Raw genomic sequence first — 17,122 nt, 5'->3', positions numbered from 1 at the left:
TACTCGGCCGAACCGCGAACCCCGCCCCCGCCCTGACGTGCCAGACGCTCGGGCCACCGAGGTGGCCCGAGCGTCTGACCCGTGCGGGCGTCGTCGGGAGGGCGTCAGCCGCGGACGACCTCGGCGCCCAGGGCCTCCAGCTTGTCCTGGAAGTTCTCGTAGCCGCGGTCGATCAGGCCGATGCCGCGCACCGTCGACTGCCCCTTGGCGGCCAGCGCCGCGATGAGGTGGCTGAACCCGCCGCGCAGGTCCGGGACCTCGATGTCCGCCGCGGAGAGCGGCGTCGGGCCGGAGACGACGGCGGAGTGGTGGAAGTTGCGCTGGCCGAACCGGCAGTCGCGACCGCCCAGGCACTCCTTGTAGACCTGGATGGTGGCGCCCATCTTGCGCAGCGCGTCCGTGAAGCCGAAGCGGTTCTCGTACACGGTCTCGTGCACGATCGACAGGCCGGTGGCCTGCGTGAGCGCGACGACGAGCGGCTGCTGCCAGTCGGTCATGAAGCCCGGGTGCACGTCGGTCTCCAGCACGATGGACTTCAGGTCGCCGCCGGCGTGCCAGAAGCGGATGCCGTCGTCCTGCACCTCGAACCGGCCGCCGACCTTCCGGAAGGTGTTGAGGAACGTCATCATCTCGGGCTGCGTGGCACCCTTGACGGTGATGTCGCCGCCCGTGGCCAGGGCCGCGGAGGCCCAGGAGGCGGTCTCGATCCGGTCGTTCAGCGCGGTGTGGGTGTAACCCTCGAGGCGGTCGACGCCCTCGATGCGGATCACGCGGTCGGTGTCGACCGAGATGATGGCGCCCATCTTCTGCAGCACCGCGATGAGGTCCATGATCTCGGGCTCGATCGCCGCGCCCGAGAGCTCGGTGATGCCGTCGGCGCGGACCGCCGTCAGGAGCGTCTGCTCCGTGGCGCCCACCGACGGGTAGGGCAGCGAGATCTTGGTGCCCTGCAGGCGGCGCGGCGCCCGCAGGTGGATGCCGTTGGGCCGCTTGTCCACGACGGCGCCGAACTGGCGCAGGATGTCGAGGTGGTAGTTGATCGGGCGGTCGCCGATGCGGCAGCCGCCCAGGTCCGGGATGAACGCCTCGCCGAGGCGGTGCAGCAGCGGCCCGCAGAACAGGATCGGGATGCGGCTGGAGCCGGCGTGGGCGTCGATGTCGGCCACGTGGGCGGACTCGACGTTGGACGGGTCGAGGTCCAGGATGCCGGCGTCGGTGTCGTACTTGACGTTCACGCCGTGCAGGTCCAGGAGCCCCGAGACGACCTTGACGTCACGGATCTGCGGAACGTTCCGCAGCACGCTCGGGGTCTCCCCCAGCAGAGAAGCCACCATGGACTTCGACACGAAGTTCTTTGCGCCTCGAACGGTGATGGTCCCGGTCAACGGGTTGCCGCCGTTCACATACAGCAGATCGTTCATATCCTCGTCGTCGTCTCGTTCGTTCCGATGATGGATGTCCGATGGCGGAGCCTCCGGGAGCCCGGTCGATCCTGCCCCTCACCGCCGGTCGTGCCAACACGGCAACCGGTGGGAGTATTCACCGTTCACCACACCTTCACTCGCGACGCACCAGGTCGCAGTTCGACACGCCGCGCGTCCACAGGGCCCGCGCATGCCGCCGTCGGCAGCCTACGTCAAGACCCCATCCGCATCGCGAGACGCACTTCCCGGATGGCGGACGGCGCGCCTAATCTCGCGGGATGAGCACCTCCGCAGCGCCGACCGCCGGGACCCCCGGCGGCGGGGAGAGCACAGTGCCGGCCGGCAATCCTCGCGGCCGCGTCGTCCTCGCCTCCCTCATCGGTACGTCCATCGAGTTCTACGACTTCTACATCTACGCGACGGCCGCCTCGCTGGTCTTCCCGACGCTGTTCTTCCCGAACGCCGAGGACCCCACGACACAGCTCCTGTCGTCGTTCGCCGTGTTCGGCGTCGCCTTCGTGGCGCGGCCGGTCGGCTCGGTCCTGTTCGGGCACTTCGGTGACCGCATCGGCCGCAAGGCGACGCTGGTCGCGTCGCTGCTCACGATGGGTGTCGCGACGGTGCTGATCGGCCTCATCCCGGCCGCGTCGACGCCGGGCTGGGCCGTGGCCGCCCCGGCGGTGCTGGTGCTGTGCCGGTTCTGCCAGGGCCTCGGCCTGGGCGGCGAGTGGAGCGGCGCCGCCCTGCTCGCCACCGAGAACGCGCCCGAGGGCAAGCGCGCCATCTACGGCACGTTCCCGCAGCTCGGCGCGCCGATCGGCTTCATCCTCGCCAACACGGTGTTCATCGCCCTGTCCACGTCGCTCACGCCCGAGCAGTTCGCCGCCTGGGGCTGGCGCATCCCGTTCCTCGCGTCGGCCGTGCTGGTGATCGTGGGCCTGTGGGTGCGGCTCTCGCTGCTCGAGACCCCCGCGTTCCGCAAGGTGCTCGAGGCCGAGGCCGTCAGCCGGGTGCCCGTGGCCCGCGTCTTCCGCACCTCGTGGAGGCAGATCATCTCGGGCACGTTCATCATGCTGGCCACCTACGCGCTGTTCTACCTGATGACGACGTTCACGCTGAACTACGGCGTCGCGCCGACCGCGCCGACCGACGGCTCCCCCGCCGGCCTCGGCTACGAGAAGATCGACTTCCTCTGGATGCTGATCGTGGGCGTCGTGTTCTTCGGCATCTTCACGCTGGCGTCCGGGCCGATGGCGGAGAAGTTCGGCCGCCGCAAGCACCTCATCTGGGTGACCGTCGCGATCATCGTGTTCGGCGGGCTGTTCGTGCCGCTGTTCGCCGCGGGCCACGTGGGCGTGCAGACCCTGCTGATCCTCGGCTTCACGCTCATGGGCCTCACGTTCGGCCCGATGGCCGCCGTCCTGCCCGAGCTGTTCCCGGCGAACGTGCGGTACACGGGCTCCGGCATCGCGTACAACCTGTCCTCGGTGCTGGGCGCGGCGGTGGCCCCGTTCATCGCCGTGTGGCTGTGGGCCGAGGCCGGCGGCTCCCCCGTGCTGGTGGGCGTCTACCTCTCGGCGATGGCCGTGATCACGCTGGTCGCGCTGCTCCTGACGCACGAGACGCGCGACGTGGACTACGCGGAGAACGTCGGGGCCTGACGGCCGCGCCCCGCGCGCCTCTCCCGCCGACGCCGTCGCGCACCTTCCGCACGGGGGTGCGCGACGGCGTTCGTGCGCTCAGCCGTCGCGCGTCGTGAGGCGGGCGTACGCCAGCGACATGCCGATCACCAGGTAGCACAGCGCCCGGAACGCGCCCTCACCCAGGCCGCCCGTCGCCACGGGGTCCCGGATCAGGTCGACCAGGCTGCCCAGCGACTGCGGCAGCAGGTACGGGTGCAGCCAGTCCAGGGCCGAGATCTGCAGCAGCACCCCGGACACGATCAGCCCGCCGAGCACGCTCACCACCACCAGCATGGGGTGCTCGGTGGACGCCGAGATCGCCAGCGCCACCGCGCCCACCGCCATCAGGTAGAGCGTCGCCCAGGCGATCGCGACGACCAGCCGCCCCAGTACCTCCCCGAGGGACAGCTCCGTCCCGGACATCGACGCCAGGTTGTCCGCCCCCGCCAGGACCAGCCCGGTGACGAAGCCGGACGCGACGACGAGCGTGGCCGCGACCAGGGCGACCACCAGCACGCCCACGGCCTTGACCACGAGCAGCCGGCCGCGGGCCACGGGTGCGAGCAGCCAGCCGCGCAGCGCGCCGTGGGACTGCTCGCCGGCCAGCGCGTCGCCCGCCGCCATCGCCACCGTGAGCGGCAGCAGGAGCATCAGCAGCGTCATCAGCGAGCCCAGCGGCAGCACGAACGCGCTGGTGGCCATGGTCACGAAGATCGGCGGCTCCCCGCCGGGCCCGTCCGGGCCGGGTCCGCCCGTGGCCGGGGCGGCCCCGCCGTTCGCGGTCAGGTCGACGGCCACCCCGGTGATCACCGGGAGCACGGTGAGCAGGCCCAGCACCACCAGCGTCCGCGGACGCCGGAAGATCCACCGCAGCTCGGCGCGCAGCAGGCGGCCGACCGGGGCGCGCAGGCGGTCCGGCGCCGGTTCCTGGGTCGCGACCGTGGCCTGGGCGGTCATCGGACCGGCTCCTGGTCGGGTGCGGGCCGGGCTCCGGCGGGCTGGTCGCTGGCGGGCTCGGCGGCGGCGGGCTGGTCGGCGGTGCGCTCGCCCGAGGCCTCCCCGAGGTCGTGCGTGAGCCGCGCGAAGACGTCCTCCAGCCCGGTGCGCTCCCGCCGGGCCTCGTCGACCCGGACCCCGGCCCGGACCAGCGTCTCGATCACGGTCGCCGGCGTCGTGCCCGTGAGATCCACGCGCACGCCGGCCGGGGCGAGCCACGCGGTGACCCGGTGGTCGTGCAGAGCCGCCGCGGCCGCCGCGCCGTCGGCGGTGACCACGAGCAGCGTGGGGTTGCCGGACTCCAGCAGGTCGTCCAGCGGGCCCTGCGCCACCACGACGCCCGCGTTCAGCACGACGACGTGGGTGCAGGTCGCCTCAACCTCCGCCAGGAGGTGCGACGAGACGAGCACCGTCACCCCCTGGGCGTGCAGCTCGGCGATGATCCGGCGCACCTCCTGCGTACCGGCCGGGTCGAGGCCGTTCGTGGGCTCGTCCAGCACGACGAGCCGGCGCGGTGCCAGCAGCGCCGAGGCGAGCCCCAGCCGCTGCTTCATGCCCAGCGAGTACGCGCGGTACTTCTTGCGGGCGGCGCCCGCCAGGCCCACCCGCTCCAGCGCGGCGGACACGGCGCCGTCCAGCTCCCGTCCGGACAGCAGGGGCTCGGCGGCGGCGAACCGCAGCAGGTTCTCCCGGCCGGACAGGAACGGGTGGAAGCCCGGCCCCTCCACGAGCGCCCCGACGTGCGGGAGCACCCGGTCCGCGGCCCCCGGGACGGGGACGCCCAGCAGCTCGATCTCCCCCTCGGTCGGCTGGACGAGGCCCAGCAGCATGCGGATGGTCGTCGTCTTGCCGGAACCGTTGGGCCCCAGCATCCCGACCACGGCGCCCTCGGGCACCTCCAGGTCCACGCCGTCCACGGCGACCGTGCCGCGGTAGACCTTGCGCAGGCCCCGCGTCCGCGCCGCCACGGCGCCCGCCGAGCCTGCGATCACTGCTGGTTCGGTCACTGCTGGTCCAGGGCGTCGACGAGCACCTGCTGGGGCACCGCGCCGGCCGCGACCCGGCCGTCGTCGGTGACGATCGCACCGCCGACGGCGATCCGGACGTACGAGCCGGAGCCGAACTCCCCGGACACCGGCTGGCCGATCTGGGCCAGGAGCCCGGCGAGGTCCTGCTCGCCTCCCGCCGACCCGCCTCCCGCCGATCCTGCGCCGCCGAGGAAGCCCTCGCTCCCGGCGGGTCCCGCACCGGCGACGTCCTGGCCCAGCGCCTCGGCGGGCACCGTGCCCACCAGCACCGCGTCCCAGCCGTCGCCGACCGTCGTCAGGCTCTCCCCGGGGCCGCCCGGCTCGCCGGCCTCCCCCGCGTGCTCGCCCCGGGCCTGCGCGACGTCACCCGCGTCGGTGGTCTTGACGTCAGCGCCGGCCGGCGGCGTGAACTCGAACAGACCGGCGTCCTGCGCGCCGACCTCGAACTCGACGAAGCCGAGCGACAGGACCGGTTCGGACCTGCCGTTCGCATACACGTCGAACCGCAGCGGCACGCGCGTCTGCTCGTCGATCGCCACCGTGATCTCGCGCAGCAGCGTCTTCTCCGTCGGCTTGGGCGTCAGCACGAGCTCGTACGCGGCCCGGTCGGCGACCCGAGCCGTGCCGTCCACGACGATGTCGCTGGTCGGGCGCAGCTGCTCGATGATCTCGGTCGCCGCCTGCGCCGGGTCCGCCATCCGTGCCTCGGCGTGGCCCTGCTTCGCGGCGTGCTGCCCGGCCCGTTCCCTGGCCGCCGCGAGGTCCGCGTCGTCCCAGGTGAGCTGCCGCGCGCTGTTCTCCTGCGAGTCGTAGGCCCACGCCTCGTCGGTGTTCTTGACGAACGTCAGCTCCGACGTCGGCCGCTCGACCTGGACCCGGGCGGACTCCGCGCCGTCGTGGAACACCCGCACCGACTCGAAGTCCAGGGCGTCCGCCCCGGGCACGGCGGGCAGCCCGAGCTCGTTGCTCACCTCGGCCACGCCGTCGAACGCGGGCGGCGTGGCCTCCAGCGCGGAGGTCACGAGCTGCTCCGCGTCGATCGCGGGCAGCACCGGATCGTCGTCCGCCCCGGCGGGCAGCGCGGTCAGCGCCAGCCCGCCCAGCCCGACCGCGATCCCTGACCCGGCGGCGACCAGCGCCTTCGTCCTCGGCCTCATGTCCCGCTCCTTCGCGTGTGGAACCAGTCTGCTCCTTCCACGATCCCCCGTGGCGCCTGAGACCTCGCTGAGAACGTCCCGACCTGCCGGCCGGCACCCGCCCGGCATACGCACCGGCCGCCGCGTGCGGCATGCTGGCAGGCATGAGACCGCAGATTCTCGTGGTCGACGACGAGCCGGGCGTGCGCAAGGCGCTGGACCGCGGCCTGCGCGCCGAGGGCATGGACGTCACGGTCGCGGCAGACGGCCCGGCCGGGCTGCGGCTGGCGCGGACCGGGTCGTTCGACGCGGTGCTGCTGGACATCATGATCCCGGGCCTGTCCGGGTACCGCGTGCTCCAGGAGCTGCGGTCCGCCGGCGTCACCACGCCCGTGCTGCTCGTCTCCGCGAAGGACGGCGAGGTGGACCAGGCCGACGGGCTGGACCTCGGAGCCGACGGCTACGTGGTCAAGCCGTTCTCGTTCGTGGTGCTGCTCGCCCAGCTCCGCGCCCTCCTGCGCCGCGCGGCCCCGGGCACCACGCGGGAGCCGATCCGGCTCGGGCCGCTGACCGTCGACCGCGGGGCCCGTGCCGTCCGCTACGCCGACGTCGACGTACCCCTGAGCCCGCGCGAGTACGCGCTGCTCGTGGCGCTGGCCTCGCGCGCCGGGACGGTGTGGACCAAGCAGGAGCTGCTGACGGAGGTCTGGGGCGACGAGCAGGCCGCGACCCGGAACGTCGTCGAGGTGTACGTGGGCTACCTGCGCCGCAAGCTCGCGGCCGTCGGCGCCGGCGACCTGGTCCGGACCGTCCGGGGGCAGGGGTACCGGCTCGGGGGCGTGCCCTAGTGCCGGCGGCGCCCGGCGGGCACCGGACAGGAGCGCCCTGGGCGGGTTTCTCGCTGCGCCTGCGGATCACCGCCCTCGCCACGGCGGTCACGCTGGCCTGCCTGCTGGGCCTGGCGATGGTCGCGGGCCGGGGCCTGGCACCGCTCCTGACCGGCGCCGTGGACGACGAGCTCCGGACGGCGCTGAGCGGGGCCGCCCACGACGTCGTCACCGGCACGGAACCCGCCTCGGCCGACGGCCTGGAGGTGCGCGTGCTGGACACCGCGGGCGGCGCCGTCGACGACGCCCCGCCGCCCGCCCTGACGCGGGACCAGGTGCGGGCGCTGAAGGCCGGGACCCCGGTCACCGCGGGCGACCGGCGGCAGGTGCGCTGGCAGGGCTCCGTCGTCACCGCGCCCGACGGGAGCCAGCGGCTCGTGGTCGTCGGCACCGGGCTCGTGGGGCAACGCGCCGCCGAGGCGTCGGGCAGCCGCTGGCTGCTGGTCACGGCTCTCGTCGGGACCGTGGTGGCGGGCGTCGCGATCTGGTTCGCCGTCGGGTCCGCGCTGGCCCCGGTCGCCCGGATGCGCCAGTCCGTGCGCCGGCTCGCGCCCGGCGCCCGGCTGGCGGTGCCCGACGCCGCGGCCGGCGAGCTGCGCGCCCTGGCCGGCGACTTCAACGAGCTGCTGGACCGGCAGGAGGCCACCACGGAGCGGCTGCGGCGGTTCACGGGCGACGCCGCGCACGAGCTGCGGTCGCCGGTGGCGTCGATCCGCCTCCAGTCGGAGGTCGCGGTGACCAACCCCGACCCGGCGCTCTCGCAGGAGGTGCACGCCGACGTGCTCGCGGACGCCGAACGGCTGTCGGCCCTGCTCGACGGGCTGCTGGCGCTGGCCCGCTCGGACGCCGGCGAGCTGCCCCCGTCGGACGACGTGGACCTGGTGGGCGAGGTGCACGCGGCCGTGGCGCGCGCCGGGGAGCAGCCGGTGCCGATCCTGGTCAACGTCGCGGCCGACCAGGTCTGGGCGGCCGCCGCGCGCACGGAGACCGGGCTCGTCCTGGACAACCTGCTGCGCAACGCCTGCCGGTACGCCGGCACGCGGGTCGTGGTCTCGGTGCTCGCGGGCCGGTCCACCGTGCGCGTGCTCGTCGACGACGACGGCCCCGGGGTGCGGCCCGAGCACCGGGCCAAGGTCTTCGACCGCTTCTACCGGGTGTCCGACGACCGCGCGCGCACCTCCGGCGGCGCCGGGCTCGGCCTGGCGCTGGTCGCCGAGCTCGTCCGCCGCCGGGGCGGCCGGGCCGCCGTCGGCGAGTCGCCCGACGGCGGCGCCCGGTTCACCGTGGTGTGGCCGCGGGCCCGCTGACCGACCTGGCCGTCACGGTGTGAGACGCACCACCGAGCGGCCCGCTGAACAGGGCATCTCGCGGACCAGCGCGGCCGCGGATCGGGGTTAGCGTGTCCGGGTGGAGACGACGGCCCTGATCGCAGCGTGCCTGGCCGTCGTCCTCGGGGCCGGGCTGCAGCGCGTCGCCGGGATGGGCGTCGGCATGGTGGCCGCGCCGGTGCTCACGGTGTTCCTGGGCGCGTCGGTGGGCGTGCTGGTCAGCAACGTGGCCGCGATCGTCACGGCGCTGCTCATCCTGCGGGCGCTGCGGGACGGCGTGGACTGGCGGCGGGTGGTCACGATCCTGCCGCTCATGCTGGTGGGCTCGGTCCTCGGCGCGCTGACGGTCCGCGAGGCCGACACCGCGTGGCTCGACGTGATCGTGGGCGGCTCCGTGCTGCTCGCGCTGGGCGCCTCGGCCCTGCTGCGGCGGCGGGTGCGGATCCAGGGCCGTTCCGTCGCCGTCGTCACCGGCCTGGCGGCGGGCTTCATGAACACGACGTCGGGCGTGGCGGCGCCCGCCTGGACCCTACGCGATGGCCACCCGCTGGGAGCACCGGTCGTTCGCCGCGACGATGCAGCCGCTGCTCGTGGTCATGAATGTCATGTCGGTGGTCACCAAGCTGGGCTTCGGCGCGATCCCGGCCGGCTCCGCCCCCGCGTGGTGGGTCTGGCCGGTGCTGCTCGCCGCCGTGCTCGCCGGGGTGGCGTTCGGCAACGTCCTGGCCCGGCGGCTGCCGACCCCGGTCGCCTCCCGCATCGCGGTCACGGTGGCGGTGGGGGGCGCGGTCACGGCCCTGACCCGGGGCCTCCTCACGATCTGAAGGCTCCCGCGACCCCTATTCGTCCTCCGCGAAGACCACGTCGCGCTTGCGGCGGATCGCCGGGAGCACCGCGATGACCAGCGCCAGCACCGCCAGGGTGAGCAGCACCGCCGAGATGGGGCGCGTGAGGAACACCGTGGGGTCGCCCCGGGAGATGAGCAGGGCCCGCCGCAGGTTCTCCTCCAGCATGGGCCCCAGCACGAACCCGAGCAGCAGCGGCGCGGGCTCGCACCCGCAGCGCACCAGCACGAAGCCCAGCACGCCGAAGAACGCCATCGCGAGCACGTCCCACGGGTTCTGGTTCAACGAGTAGGTGCCGATGCACGCGAACACCACGATCACGGGGAACAGCACCGAGTAGGGCACCGACAGCATGCGCACCCACAGCCCGATGAGCGGCAGGTTGAGCAGCACCAGCAGCACGTTGCCGATCCACATGGACGCGATCAGGCCCCAGACGAGGGCCGGCTGCTCGGTCATCACGTCGGGGCCGGGCGTGATGCCCTGGATGATGAACGCGCCCACCATCAGGGCCATCACGGGGTGGGCGGGCAGCCCGAGCGTCAGCAGCGGGATGAACGACGTCTGCGCAGCGGCGTTGTTCGCCGACTCCGGGCCGGCCACGCCCTCGATCGCCCCGTGCCCGAACTCCCCCGGCGTCCGCGAGATCCGCTTCTCCACCGCGTACGACGCGTACGAGGCGAGCACGTGCCCGCCGCCCGGGAGCACGCCCAGCAGCGACCCGAGCCCGGTGGCGCGGAGCACCGGCGCGACGATCCGCCGCAGCTCGGCCCGGCCGGGCCACAGGTTCGCCACGCGGCTGACCATGCGGGTCCGGGTGCGCGGGTCGTGCAGGTTGCGCAGGATCTCCGCGATGCCGAACACGCCGACGGCGACCGCCACGAAGCTCAGCCCCTGGTACAGCTCGCGCACGCCGAAGGTGAACCGCGGCGTGCCCGTGTACAGGTCCTGGCCCACGGTGCCCAGCAGGATGCCGAGCACGATCATCGCGAGCGCCTTGAGCGTGGAGCCGCTCGCCAGCGCGATCGACGCCACGAGGCCGAGCACCACGAGCGAGAAGTACTCGGCGGCCCCGAACGCGAGCGCGGCGCGGGCCAGCGGCGGGGCGGCGACGGCGAGCACCACGGTCGCGACCGTCCCGGCCGCGAACGAGCCGAGCGCCGCCACCGCGAGCGCCACCCCGGCCCGGCCGGAGCGCGCCATCTGGTGCCCGTCGATCGCCGTGACCGCCGCCGACGACTCGCCGGGCAGGTTGAGCAGGATCGCCGTCGTCGACCCGCCGTACTGGGCGCCGTAGTGGATGCCGGCGAGCATGATGAGGGCCGACGTCGGGTCGTCGAACCCGAACGTGATCGGCAGCAGCAGGGCGATGGTCGCCGTGGGCCCGATGCCGGGCAGCACGCCGACCGCGGTGCCGAGCGCGACGCCGAGCAGGCAGAACAGCAGGTTGTGCCACTGGAGCGCCTCGGAGAACCCGAGGGCGAGGTTGTCGAGCAGGTCCATGTCGTCTCTCCTCGTTCCCGCCGGGGGCCTAGCCGCCGAGCCCGTCGCCCAGCAGCGGCAGGCGCAGCTGCAGCAGGACGACGAAGATGACCCAGCTCGCCGCCGTCAGGCCGGCTGCGATCACCAGGGCCTGCAACGGCCTGGTGCCGGGCCGGGCCAGCGCGGCGAGCAGGCCGGTGCCGAAGGTCGCGGGCAGCAGGCCGAGCCCCTCGACCGTGAGCGCGAAGAACACCACGGCCGCGAACACGGCCAGCGTCGGCCGCCACCGGAGACCGGCGAGCGGGCGGGGGTCGGGCGCGGCGTCGTCGGGACGGGCGTCGTGGGGCACGGCGTCGTCGGGCACGGCGTCGCCCGGCACGGCGTCGCCCGGCACAACGTCGGCCACCTCGCCGGGCGCCGGGTCGGGCGCGACGTACGCCTTGACGACGGTCGCGAGGCCGAGCGCGGCGAGCACGAGGCCGAGGGCGAGCGGCACGTACCCCGGGCCCATCTCGAGGAGGGCGCCGAGCTCGTACCCGAGCGCCCCGACGGCGAACGCCGCGCCGAGGCCGAGGAAGATCAGGCCCGCGACGAGGTCGCCCGTCGAACGGGGCCGGAGGGCGCCGATCTCAGCCTCCCTGACCGTCGGCGATGATCCCGCCCCAGGTCGCGATCTGCTCCTCCAGCAGCGCCGCGTGCGCCTCGGGGGTGGCCTGGTCGGCACTCACGGGCGCGGTGCCGAGGTCGGCCATCTGGTCGACGACGCCCTGGTCGGCCAGCGCCACCTGGAGCGCGCCGGTGAGCTTCTCGACGATCTCGTCGGGCGTCTCGGCCGGGACGTACAGGCCGTGCCACACGCTGACCTGGATGTCCGGCTGGCCGCCCTCCGTCGTGGTGGGCAGGTCGGGCAGGGCCTCGATCCGCTCGGGGGTCGTCACCGCGTAGGCCTTGACCTCGCCCGCCGTGATCTGGCCGGTCGTGTTCGTGGTCTGGTCGCACATGAAGTCGACCTGTCCGCCCACGATCTCGGCCATGGCGGGGCCGGTGCCGTCATAGGGCACGGCCGTCAGGTCGACGCCGAGGGCGTCCGTCAGGAGCAGGCCGCACAGGTTGGAGGCGGAGCCCTCGCCGGCGTGCGCCATCGTCACCGTGTCGGCGTTCTCCTGGACGAAGGTGACGAACTCCTCGAAGGTGTCGGGCTCGAAGTCGGCGCGCGCGATGATCGTCATGGGCACCTCGGTGACGAGACCGACCGGCTTGAAGTCGGCCACGGGGTCGTAGGCCAGGTCGGCGTAGAGCGCCGGCGCCGTGGACATGCCGATGTGGTGCATGAGCACGGTGTAGCCGTCCGGCTCGGCCGTCGCGGCCTGTCCGGCTCCGACGGTGCCGCCCGCGCCGTCGACGTTCTGGACCACGAGCTGCACGCCCAGCTCCTCGGCCATGGGCTCGGCGACCATGCGGGTCACGGTGTCGGTGGGGCCGCCGGCGGAGAACGGCACGATCACCTCGATGTCGTCCTCGGGGTAGGCGGCGGGGTCGGAGCCGCCGCCCGAGGAGCAGGCGGCCAGGGCGAGGCTGAGACCGGCGAGCGCACCGAGGTACGCGGCGGCCTTCCGGTGTCTCCGGGGTGCGGCGGGGGTCATGTCCGTCTCCGATCATCGTTGATCTGGCAGAGGTTGATCCGTGGCAGTCGATCCGGTCGAGACCGTGACATTACCGCCCAACATGTGATGTACGCCACAAAGTTCTCATGGCTTGACCTAACGGTGACCTCGTCGGCGAACGATGCCACCCCGGAATGTCAGAGGTGTCCGGAATACTTGCCGCGTGATCCGGATAGTGCGCTCTCTCGCCGTGGGTTTCGCCCTCGCCTGCATCCTGCTGATCGGTCTCCGGCTCGATCACGGCGCCCCGGCCTGGTGGCTGCCCGTCGCCCTGGTCGTGAGCATCCTCGCGGTCGCGCTCACGGCCGTGGTGACCACCCTCGTGGGCATCGGCGGGACCAGCGCGTTGCGCACCACGCCGTCGGTCGACGTCGTGGTCACCGCCGAGCGCGAGGGCCGCCTGCACCTGGCCAAGGTGCTGGACATCTCCTCGACCGGGACCGAGATCAACGACGACCCCGTGGCCGAGCTGCGGCTCGCCGTCGCCGCCCGGACCCGCGCCGCGTACACGACGACCACCCGCGCGCTGATCGACAGGACCCGCCTGCCGCAGTTCCAGCCGGGGGCCGTGGTCGTGGTGCTGCAGGAGAAGGCGGACGCCCCCGGCGTGACCCTGCTCCAGTCCCCGCCGCAGTCGTGGCGGGAGAAGGCCGCGCAGGCGGACACGGTCGCCCGCATGGACGAGCCCGACGAGTGGGCGGCGGTGCCCGTGAGCGCGGGCCGCGACGCGCGTGGGTTGGTGAAGATCCCGGCGGTGCTGCTCGCGCTCCTGGTCCTCGTCGGGTTCGCCGCCCGCCTCTACCCCGTGCGCGAGGACGTCGCCGCGGTACTCTCCGGCACGCCGCTGCTGGAGGTCTCCGCGGCCCAGGAGCGGCGCGTCGACCGGGAGGCCAGCACCCTCGACCCGGTGCGCGCGCAGGAGGTCGTCGACGCGTTCGTCGCCGAGGCCGGGGACAGCTCCTTCACTGACGTCGGCCTCGGCAGCACGACGGCGACCGCGACCGTGCCCGCGACCCCCGGCTCCGACAACACCGACGACCTCGTCTGGGCGCGCGGCGACGTGGTGCGGCACGAACCGTCGCCCATCCAGCCGAGCGACGACGAGCTGCCGCTGCTGACCTTCGACGCCGCCGACGTCGACTGGGGCTCGCTCCAGGAGCTCGCCGACCGGCTGCCGCGGCAGGCGGGCTTCGAGCCGGAGGACCTGGTCACCGTCCGGGTCCACGTGCCGAACCCGGCGTTCGGCGACACCGGCCGGGCCTACGAGATCGTCGTTTGGGGCTCCGGCCCGTACGACGACGCCTCGGTCACCTACGGGCCCGACGGCGAGGTCGTCGACATGTACGGCGGGGCGAAGGGTTCCGAGGTCGCACGGTGGGACGCCGACCACTGAGGTCTGTGCCGGAACCCTCGCCGGACGGGGAGGTCAGCGCCGCAGCCGGCGGTCGGAACGCCGCCTGCCGGGCAGCCGCCGAGCAACTCAGACGCCGAGCTTCTCCCGGACCAGCGCGACGACGCGGCCCACGTTGACCGCCCAGCCGACGCCGAAGACGCGCGGCCCGATGACGTGCTCCGCGTCCGGGTCCCACAGCCGTTCCTTGGCGCGCTCCAGCGTCGGGAACCGGAAGTCGTACGGCACCACGGCCGCGACCTTGCCGTTCCACGTGCGTTCTTCCTCCGGAAGGCGCAGCTCCTTGATCACTGCCACGACCGCCAGGCCGATGGTCACGATCGTGACGAGCCGCTTCAGGCCGCCCCCGCGGTGCTTGGTGCTGCCGCCCGACTTGGTGGAGCCCACGACGTCCTCCGGTGCTCGCGGCGCCGGCTCTCGTCGCCGGTGCCTGTCGCCACCATCCTGGGCCACGCGTCAGCAGGTCGCGAACGCAGCTCGGGACGCCGTCGGCGCGACACGCGGCGCGGTCAGCCCAGGGCGGCGACGAGCCGGGCGCACCGGGGCGGGTCCTCGGTGAGGCCGTTGTCCAGACCCCAGACCCAGTAGTCGGTGACCCGCCACAGCGCCCACGCCCGGGCCAGCTCGACGTCGAGCCGCGCGGCCTCGACCAGCACGTCGAACCAGCCGGGGATCTCCCGGTCGGTCATCTCGTCGACCCGGTGCCAGAGCACGTTCACCGCCGTCCGCTCCGCGTCGCCCCGCCTCAGCACGGGGTCGACCACGCACCACCGGCCGTCCCGGTCCCGCAGCACCTGGTCGAAGTGCAGGTCGGTGTTCACCGCCACCGGATCCCGGTCGCCGGCGAGGATCACGGCCGCGGCGTCGGCCGCGAGGTCCAGCACGCCCGGGTCGAACGGCCGGCCCAGGTGCTCCCAGGCGGGGCGCAGGCGCGGGGTCAGCCGGGCCACGTCGTCCGCCACGCGGCCGACGCCGGCCGCGACGTCGTCGCCGGCGGGGATCGCGAGGCACCGAGCGATCCGGCCGATCTCGGCGAACGCGACGTCCAGGGGCTGGCGCGCGAGCGAGCGGTGCGGGTCGAGCCGTTCCAGCAGGAGCACCCCGGCCGCGGGGTCCGCCTCGAGCTCCCCCACCACGCCGTGGCCGCGCCAGAACTCCAGCGCCGTCGAGAGCGCGGCGGTGTCGTCGTCCGGAGGTGTCAGGCGGAGCGCGGCGGGCGACCCGGCCCGGCGCACGGGGACGACCAGCGCGTTCGACCCGTGCAGGGGCGGGCCGTCGACCGTCAGGTCCCAGCGCCGGCACCGGGCGTCCACCAGGCGCGGCAGATCGGCCAGCCACTGTTCCTCGGCGGCCGTCGCGGTCCACCAGCGCGGCATCGCGAGGAAGGTCGCGGGGACCTCGATCACGGCGCCTCCGCGAGGGTCACGGCGCCTCCGCGAGCAGCGCGTGCCGGTTGGTCCGGATGAACGCCTTGAGCGCGGTGGGCACCAGGTCGACGTCCGCGAGCGCCTTCTCGTCGCGCAGGTCCACGTGCTCGACGTCGTAGGTGCCGCGCGTCGGCTCCTGGAACTCCGGGCCGGACCGCAGTGCCAGGTCCATGGAGGTCACGCGCGCGAGGAAGTAGTGGTGCACCGCGACGCCCGCGTCCTTGGGCCGGGAGGTCAGGAACACCTGCCGGACGACGTCCGCCGTGGCGCCCAGCTCCTCCATCAGCTCGCGGCGCAGCGCGTGCTCGACGGAGGCGTCCTCGGGTTCGACGCCGCCGCCGGGCGTCACCCAGTACGGCGCCCGGCCCCGCACGGTCCGCTTGATCAGCACGAGGCGACCGGCGGCGTCGAGCAGGATCGCGCGGGCCGAGCGGCGCACCACCACCGGCGGGACGGTGCGGACCGCCTGCGGCTCGTCGACGACGGGCGCCTGGCGCAGGTACCCCTCGAAGAGCGGTCCGCCGGCCGCGTCCAGGGTGGCGCGGGCGACGTCGACCATGGCCTGGTCGTCGTGCCGGGCGGCCACCCAGCGGGCGGCATAGCCCAGGTCCCAGGTGCGCAGCTCGCGCAGCAGCCACTTGCCGCCGCCGTCCCACCGCCCGGCCGCGGCCAGCGCGAGGTGCCCGACCCGCTCCCACAGCACGGACCGCACCACGTCCGCCTCGCCGCCGTCCCGCGCGTACGCGAGGTCGTCCAGCAGGTCCGTGACGCCGTACCGGGCGTCCTCCAGCGCGGTGTCCGACGCCGGACCGGGGCCGGCGTCCAGCAGGGCGCGACACTCGGCCTGCAGACCGTCGACCGCCCCGGCGGGGCCCGCCACGAGCACCCCCGTGGCGATCATGCGCGCCAGCGTGGGCCGTCTCCGGGCCGTCTCCTTGGCGATGAACCAGCGGTGCCCCGCCTCGGTGTTCACGAACAGCTCGACCGGCCAGCCCCGCCAGCGCAGCGCGTCGCGGTGCCCGACGGCGTCGTCCGGCAGGCACACCACGATGTCCAGGTCGGAGCCCGCCGTGCGGGAGCCGGGGTCGAGCACGCTGCCCGCGAGCAGCGCCCAGCGCGCCTCGGGGTAACGGTCGGCCACCAGGGCAGCAGCGTCAGCTCGCGGGTCCACGCCCGTCATCCTTGCGCACGACGAGGGGCCGACACATTCGTTTTCGTGAACCCTGCCCCACGACGAGGTGAACCCGGGCTGCTCAGGCCGCCAGCACCCGGCGCCGGACGCGCGTCACGATGCTCCGGGTCGCGATCTTGTGGAAGCCGGAGTCGATGACCAGCAGGCGGTAGACCGCACCGAGCACGCCCGGGAAGGTCGCGTCGGTGTGCGCCTCGACCCGCGTGCCGGCGTCGTCGGGCACGAGCCGGAAGGTGAGGGTGTAGACCGAGAACCGGTGGACGCCGTCGAGCACGAGCCGACCCGGCGCGTCCGCCGCCCGGACCCGGAAGCCCGGCACCACGGAACCCGCCGTGAGCGGGCGCGGCCCCTCGGGCCGCCGGTCGCGGCAGCCGATCAGGCGCACGTACCAGGCGGGCCGCCCGAGCACCTCGACCTGGTCCAGGACGGCGCGCCACACCACCTCGGGCGGGGCGCCGACCGTCGCGGCGCGCACGTCCCGGTAGCGCCGGGGGCCGACGCCGCCCGAACCGGCGTCCCCCGAACCAACGGCGCCCGGACCCGCCTCGCTCGAACCAGCCATGCCCGGACCCTACCCGCGGGCCCGCAGGGTCGGGACCAAAGACCCTGCCGCCGCGACC

The 17,122-nt window shown here is 74.1% G+C and carries 16 protein-coding genes and 1 pseudogene; 6 read left to right on the top strand and 11 right to left on the bottom strand.

The window, feature by feature from the left end:
* Positions 1 to 104 precede the first annotated feature (104 nt).
* Complete coding sequence (murA, locus tag QRN56_RS23180) at positions 105 to 1,421, bottom strand: UDP-N-acetylglucosamine 1-carboxyvinyltransferase (protein WP_285107274.1); 1,317 nt, start codon at positions 1,419 to 1,421, stop codon at positions 105 to 107.
* Between the two features lie 281 nt (positions 1,422 to 1,702).
* On the opposite strand from murA, the gene QRN56_RS23175 reads away from it, so the two are divergent.
* Positions 1,703 to 3,085: an MFS transporter gene (locus QRN56_RS23175; protein WP_285107272.1), complete on the top strand. Its 1,383-nt coding sequence runs from the start codon at positions 1,703 to 1,705 to the stop codon at positions 3,083 to 3,085.
* 78 nt (positions 3,086 to 3,163) lie between these two features.
* Here the strand turns inward: QRN56_RS23175 and QRN56_RS23170 are convergent, their stop codons facing one another.
* The 3 genes from QRN56_RS23170 to QRN56_RS23160 are packed head-to-tail and all read right to left on the bottom strand — an operon-like array spanning position 3,164 to position 6,287.
* Positions 3,164 to 4,063, bottom strand: a complete 900-nt coding sequence (locus tag QRN56_RS23170; protein ID WP_285107270.1) for an ABC transporter permease subunit — start codon at positions 4,061 to 4,063, stop codon at positions 3,164 to 3,166.
* Positions 4,060 to 5,109, bottom strand: coding sequence for an ABC transporter ATP-binding protein (locus QRN56_RS23165; RefSeq protein WP_285107268.1), 1,050 nt, complete (start codon positions 5,107 to 5,109; stop codon positions 4,060 to 4,062). The genes QRN56_RS23170 and QRN56_RS23165 overlap by 4 nt, the downstream gene beginning before the upstream one ends.
* A complete protein-coding gene (locus tag QRN56_RS23160; protein WP_285107267.1) occupies positions 5,106 to 6,287 on the bottom strand; it encodes a LolA family protein in 1,182 nt (393 codons plus the stop codon). The genes QRN56_RS23165 and QRN56_RS23160 overlap by 4 nt, the downstream gene beginning before the upstream one ends.
* Before the next feature lie 143 nt (positions 6,288 to 6,430).
* Here QRN56_RS23160 and QRN56_RS23155 point away from each other — a divergent pair, with 143 nt between their 5' ends.
* The 4 genes and pseudogenes from QRN56_RS23155 (at position 6,431) to QRN56_RS23140 (ending at position 9,305) form a co-directional block, all read left to right on the top strand.
* Positions 6,431 to 7,114, top strand: coding sequence for a response regulator transcription factor (locus tag QRN56_RS23155; RefSeq protein WP_285107265.1), 684 nt, complete (start codon positions 6,431 to 6,433; stop codon positions 7,112 to 7,114).
* On the top strand, positions 7,114 to 8,460 hold the full coding sequence (locus QRN56_RS23150) for a sensor histidine kinase (protein WP_285107263.1): 1,347 nt from the start codon (positions 7,114 to 7,116) through the stop codon (positions 8,458 to 8,460). Before QRN56_RS23155 ends, QRN56_RS23150 begins: the two co-directional genes overlap by 1 nt.
* 172 nt (positions 8,461 to 8,632) lie before the next feature.
* Positions 8,633 to 8,944: pseudogene (locus tag QRN56_RS23145) on the top strand (TSUP family transporter); the annotation flags it as partial.
* Positions 8,945 to 9,017: 73 nt separating this feature from the next.
* The gene (locus QRN56_RS23140) at positions 9,018 to 9,305 is read left to right on the top strand and encodes a hypothetical protein (protein WP_285107308.1); all 288 of its coding nucleotides are present in this window, start codon (positions 9,018 to 9,020) and stop codon (positions 9,303 to 9,305) included.
* Positions 9,306 to 9,320: 15 nt separating this feature from the next.
* On the opposite strand, the gene QRN56_RS23135 is transcribed toward QRN56_RS23140, so the two are convergent.
* From QRN56_RS23135 to QRN56_RS23125, 3 genes are read right to left on the bottom strand one after another with little or no spacing between them, the layout of a single operon-like run.
* A complete protein-coding gene (locus QRN56_RS23135; RefSeq protein WP_285107261.1) occupies positions 9,321 to 10,829 on the bottom strand; it encodes a tripartite tricarboxylate transporter permease in 1,509 nt (502 codons plus the stop codon).
* A 28-nt stretch (positions 10,830 to 10,857) separates the two neighbouring features.
* Positions 10,858 to 11,532 carry a tripartite tricarboxylate transporter TctB family protein gene (locus QRN56_RS23130; RefSeq protein WP_285107259.1) on the bottom strand — a complete coding sequence of 225 codons (675 nt, stop codon included), beginning with the start codon at positions 11,530 to 11,532 and terminating at the stop codon, positions 10,858 to 10,860.
* On the bottom strand, positions 11,438 to 12,451 hold the full coding sequence (locus QRN56_RS23125; protein ID WP_285107257.1) for a tripartite tricarboxylate transporter substrate-binding protein: 1,014 nt from the start codon (positions 12,449 to 12,451) through the stop codon (positions 11,438 to 11,440). Before QRN56_RS23125 ends, QRN56_RS23130 begins: the two co-directional genes overlap by 95 nt.
* A gap of 184 nt (positions 12,452 to 12,635) precedes the next feature.
* On the opposite strand from QRN56_RS23125, the gene QRN56_RS23120 reads away from it, so the two are divergent.
* Positions 12,636 to 13,865: a hypothetical protein gene (locus QRN56_RS23120; protein ID WP_285107255.1), complete on the top strand. Its 1,230-nt coding sequence runs from the start codon at positions 12,636 to 12,638 to the stop codon at positions 13,863 to 13,865.
* A gap of 87 nt (positions 13,866 to 13,952) precedes the next feature.
* Here QRN56_RS23120 and QRN56_RS23115 read toward each other — a convergent pair whose 3' ends face one another.
* The 4 genes from QRN56_RS23115 to QRN56_RS23100 all read right to left on the bottom strand — a co-directional run bounded on the left by QRN56_RS23115 (position 13,953) and on the right by QRN56_RS23100 (position 17,064).
* Positions 13,953 to 14,270, bottom strand: coding sequence for a DUF5808 domain-containing protein (locus tag QRN56_RS23115; RefSeq protein ID WP_285107253.1), 318 nt, complete (start codon positions 14,268 to 14,270; stop codon positions 13,953 to 13,955).
* Between the two features lie 122 nt (positions 14,271 to 14,392).
* Positions 14,393 to 15,289 carry an aminoglycoside phosphotransferase family protein gene (locus QRN56_RS23110; protein ID WP_285107251.1) on the bottom strand — a complete coding sequence of 299 codons (897 nt, stop codon included), beginning with the start codon at positions 15,287 to 15,289 and terminating at the stop codon, positions 14,393 to 14,395.
* Between the two features lie 16 nt (positions 15,290 to 15,305).
* A complete protein-coding gene (locus QRN56_RS23105) occupies positions 15,306 to 16,481 on the bottom strand; it encodes an NUDIX hydrolase (protein WP_285107250.1) in 1,176 nt (391 codons plus the stop codon).
* A gap of 82 nt (positions 16,482 to 16,563) precedes the next feature.
* Positions 16,564 to 17,064 carry an SRPBCC family protein gene (locus tag QRN56_RS23100; protein WP_285107249.1) on the bottom strand — a complete coding sequence of 167 codons (501 nt, stop codon included), beginning with the start codon at positions 17,062 to 17,064 and terminating at the stop codon, positions 16,564 to 16,566.
* Positions 17,065 to 17,122: the final 58 nt, after the last annotated feature.

Source organism: Promicromonospora sp. MEB111, assembly GCF_030209445.1.
Classification (GTDB): Bacteria; Actinomycetota; Actinomycetes; order Actinomycetales; family Cellulomonadaceae; genus Promicromonospora.
The sequence above is the reverse complement of the archived record's forward strand: the minus strand, read 5'-3'. Positions and strand labels throughout refer to the sequence as shown.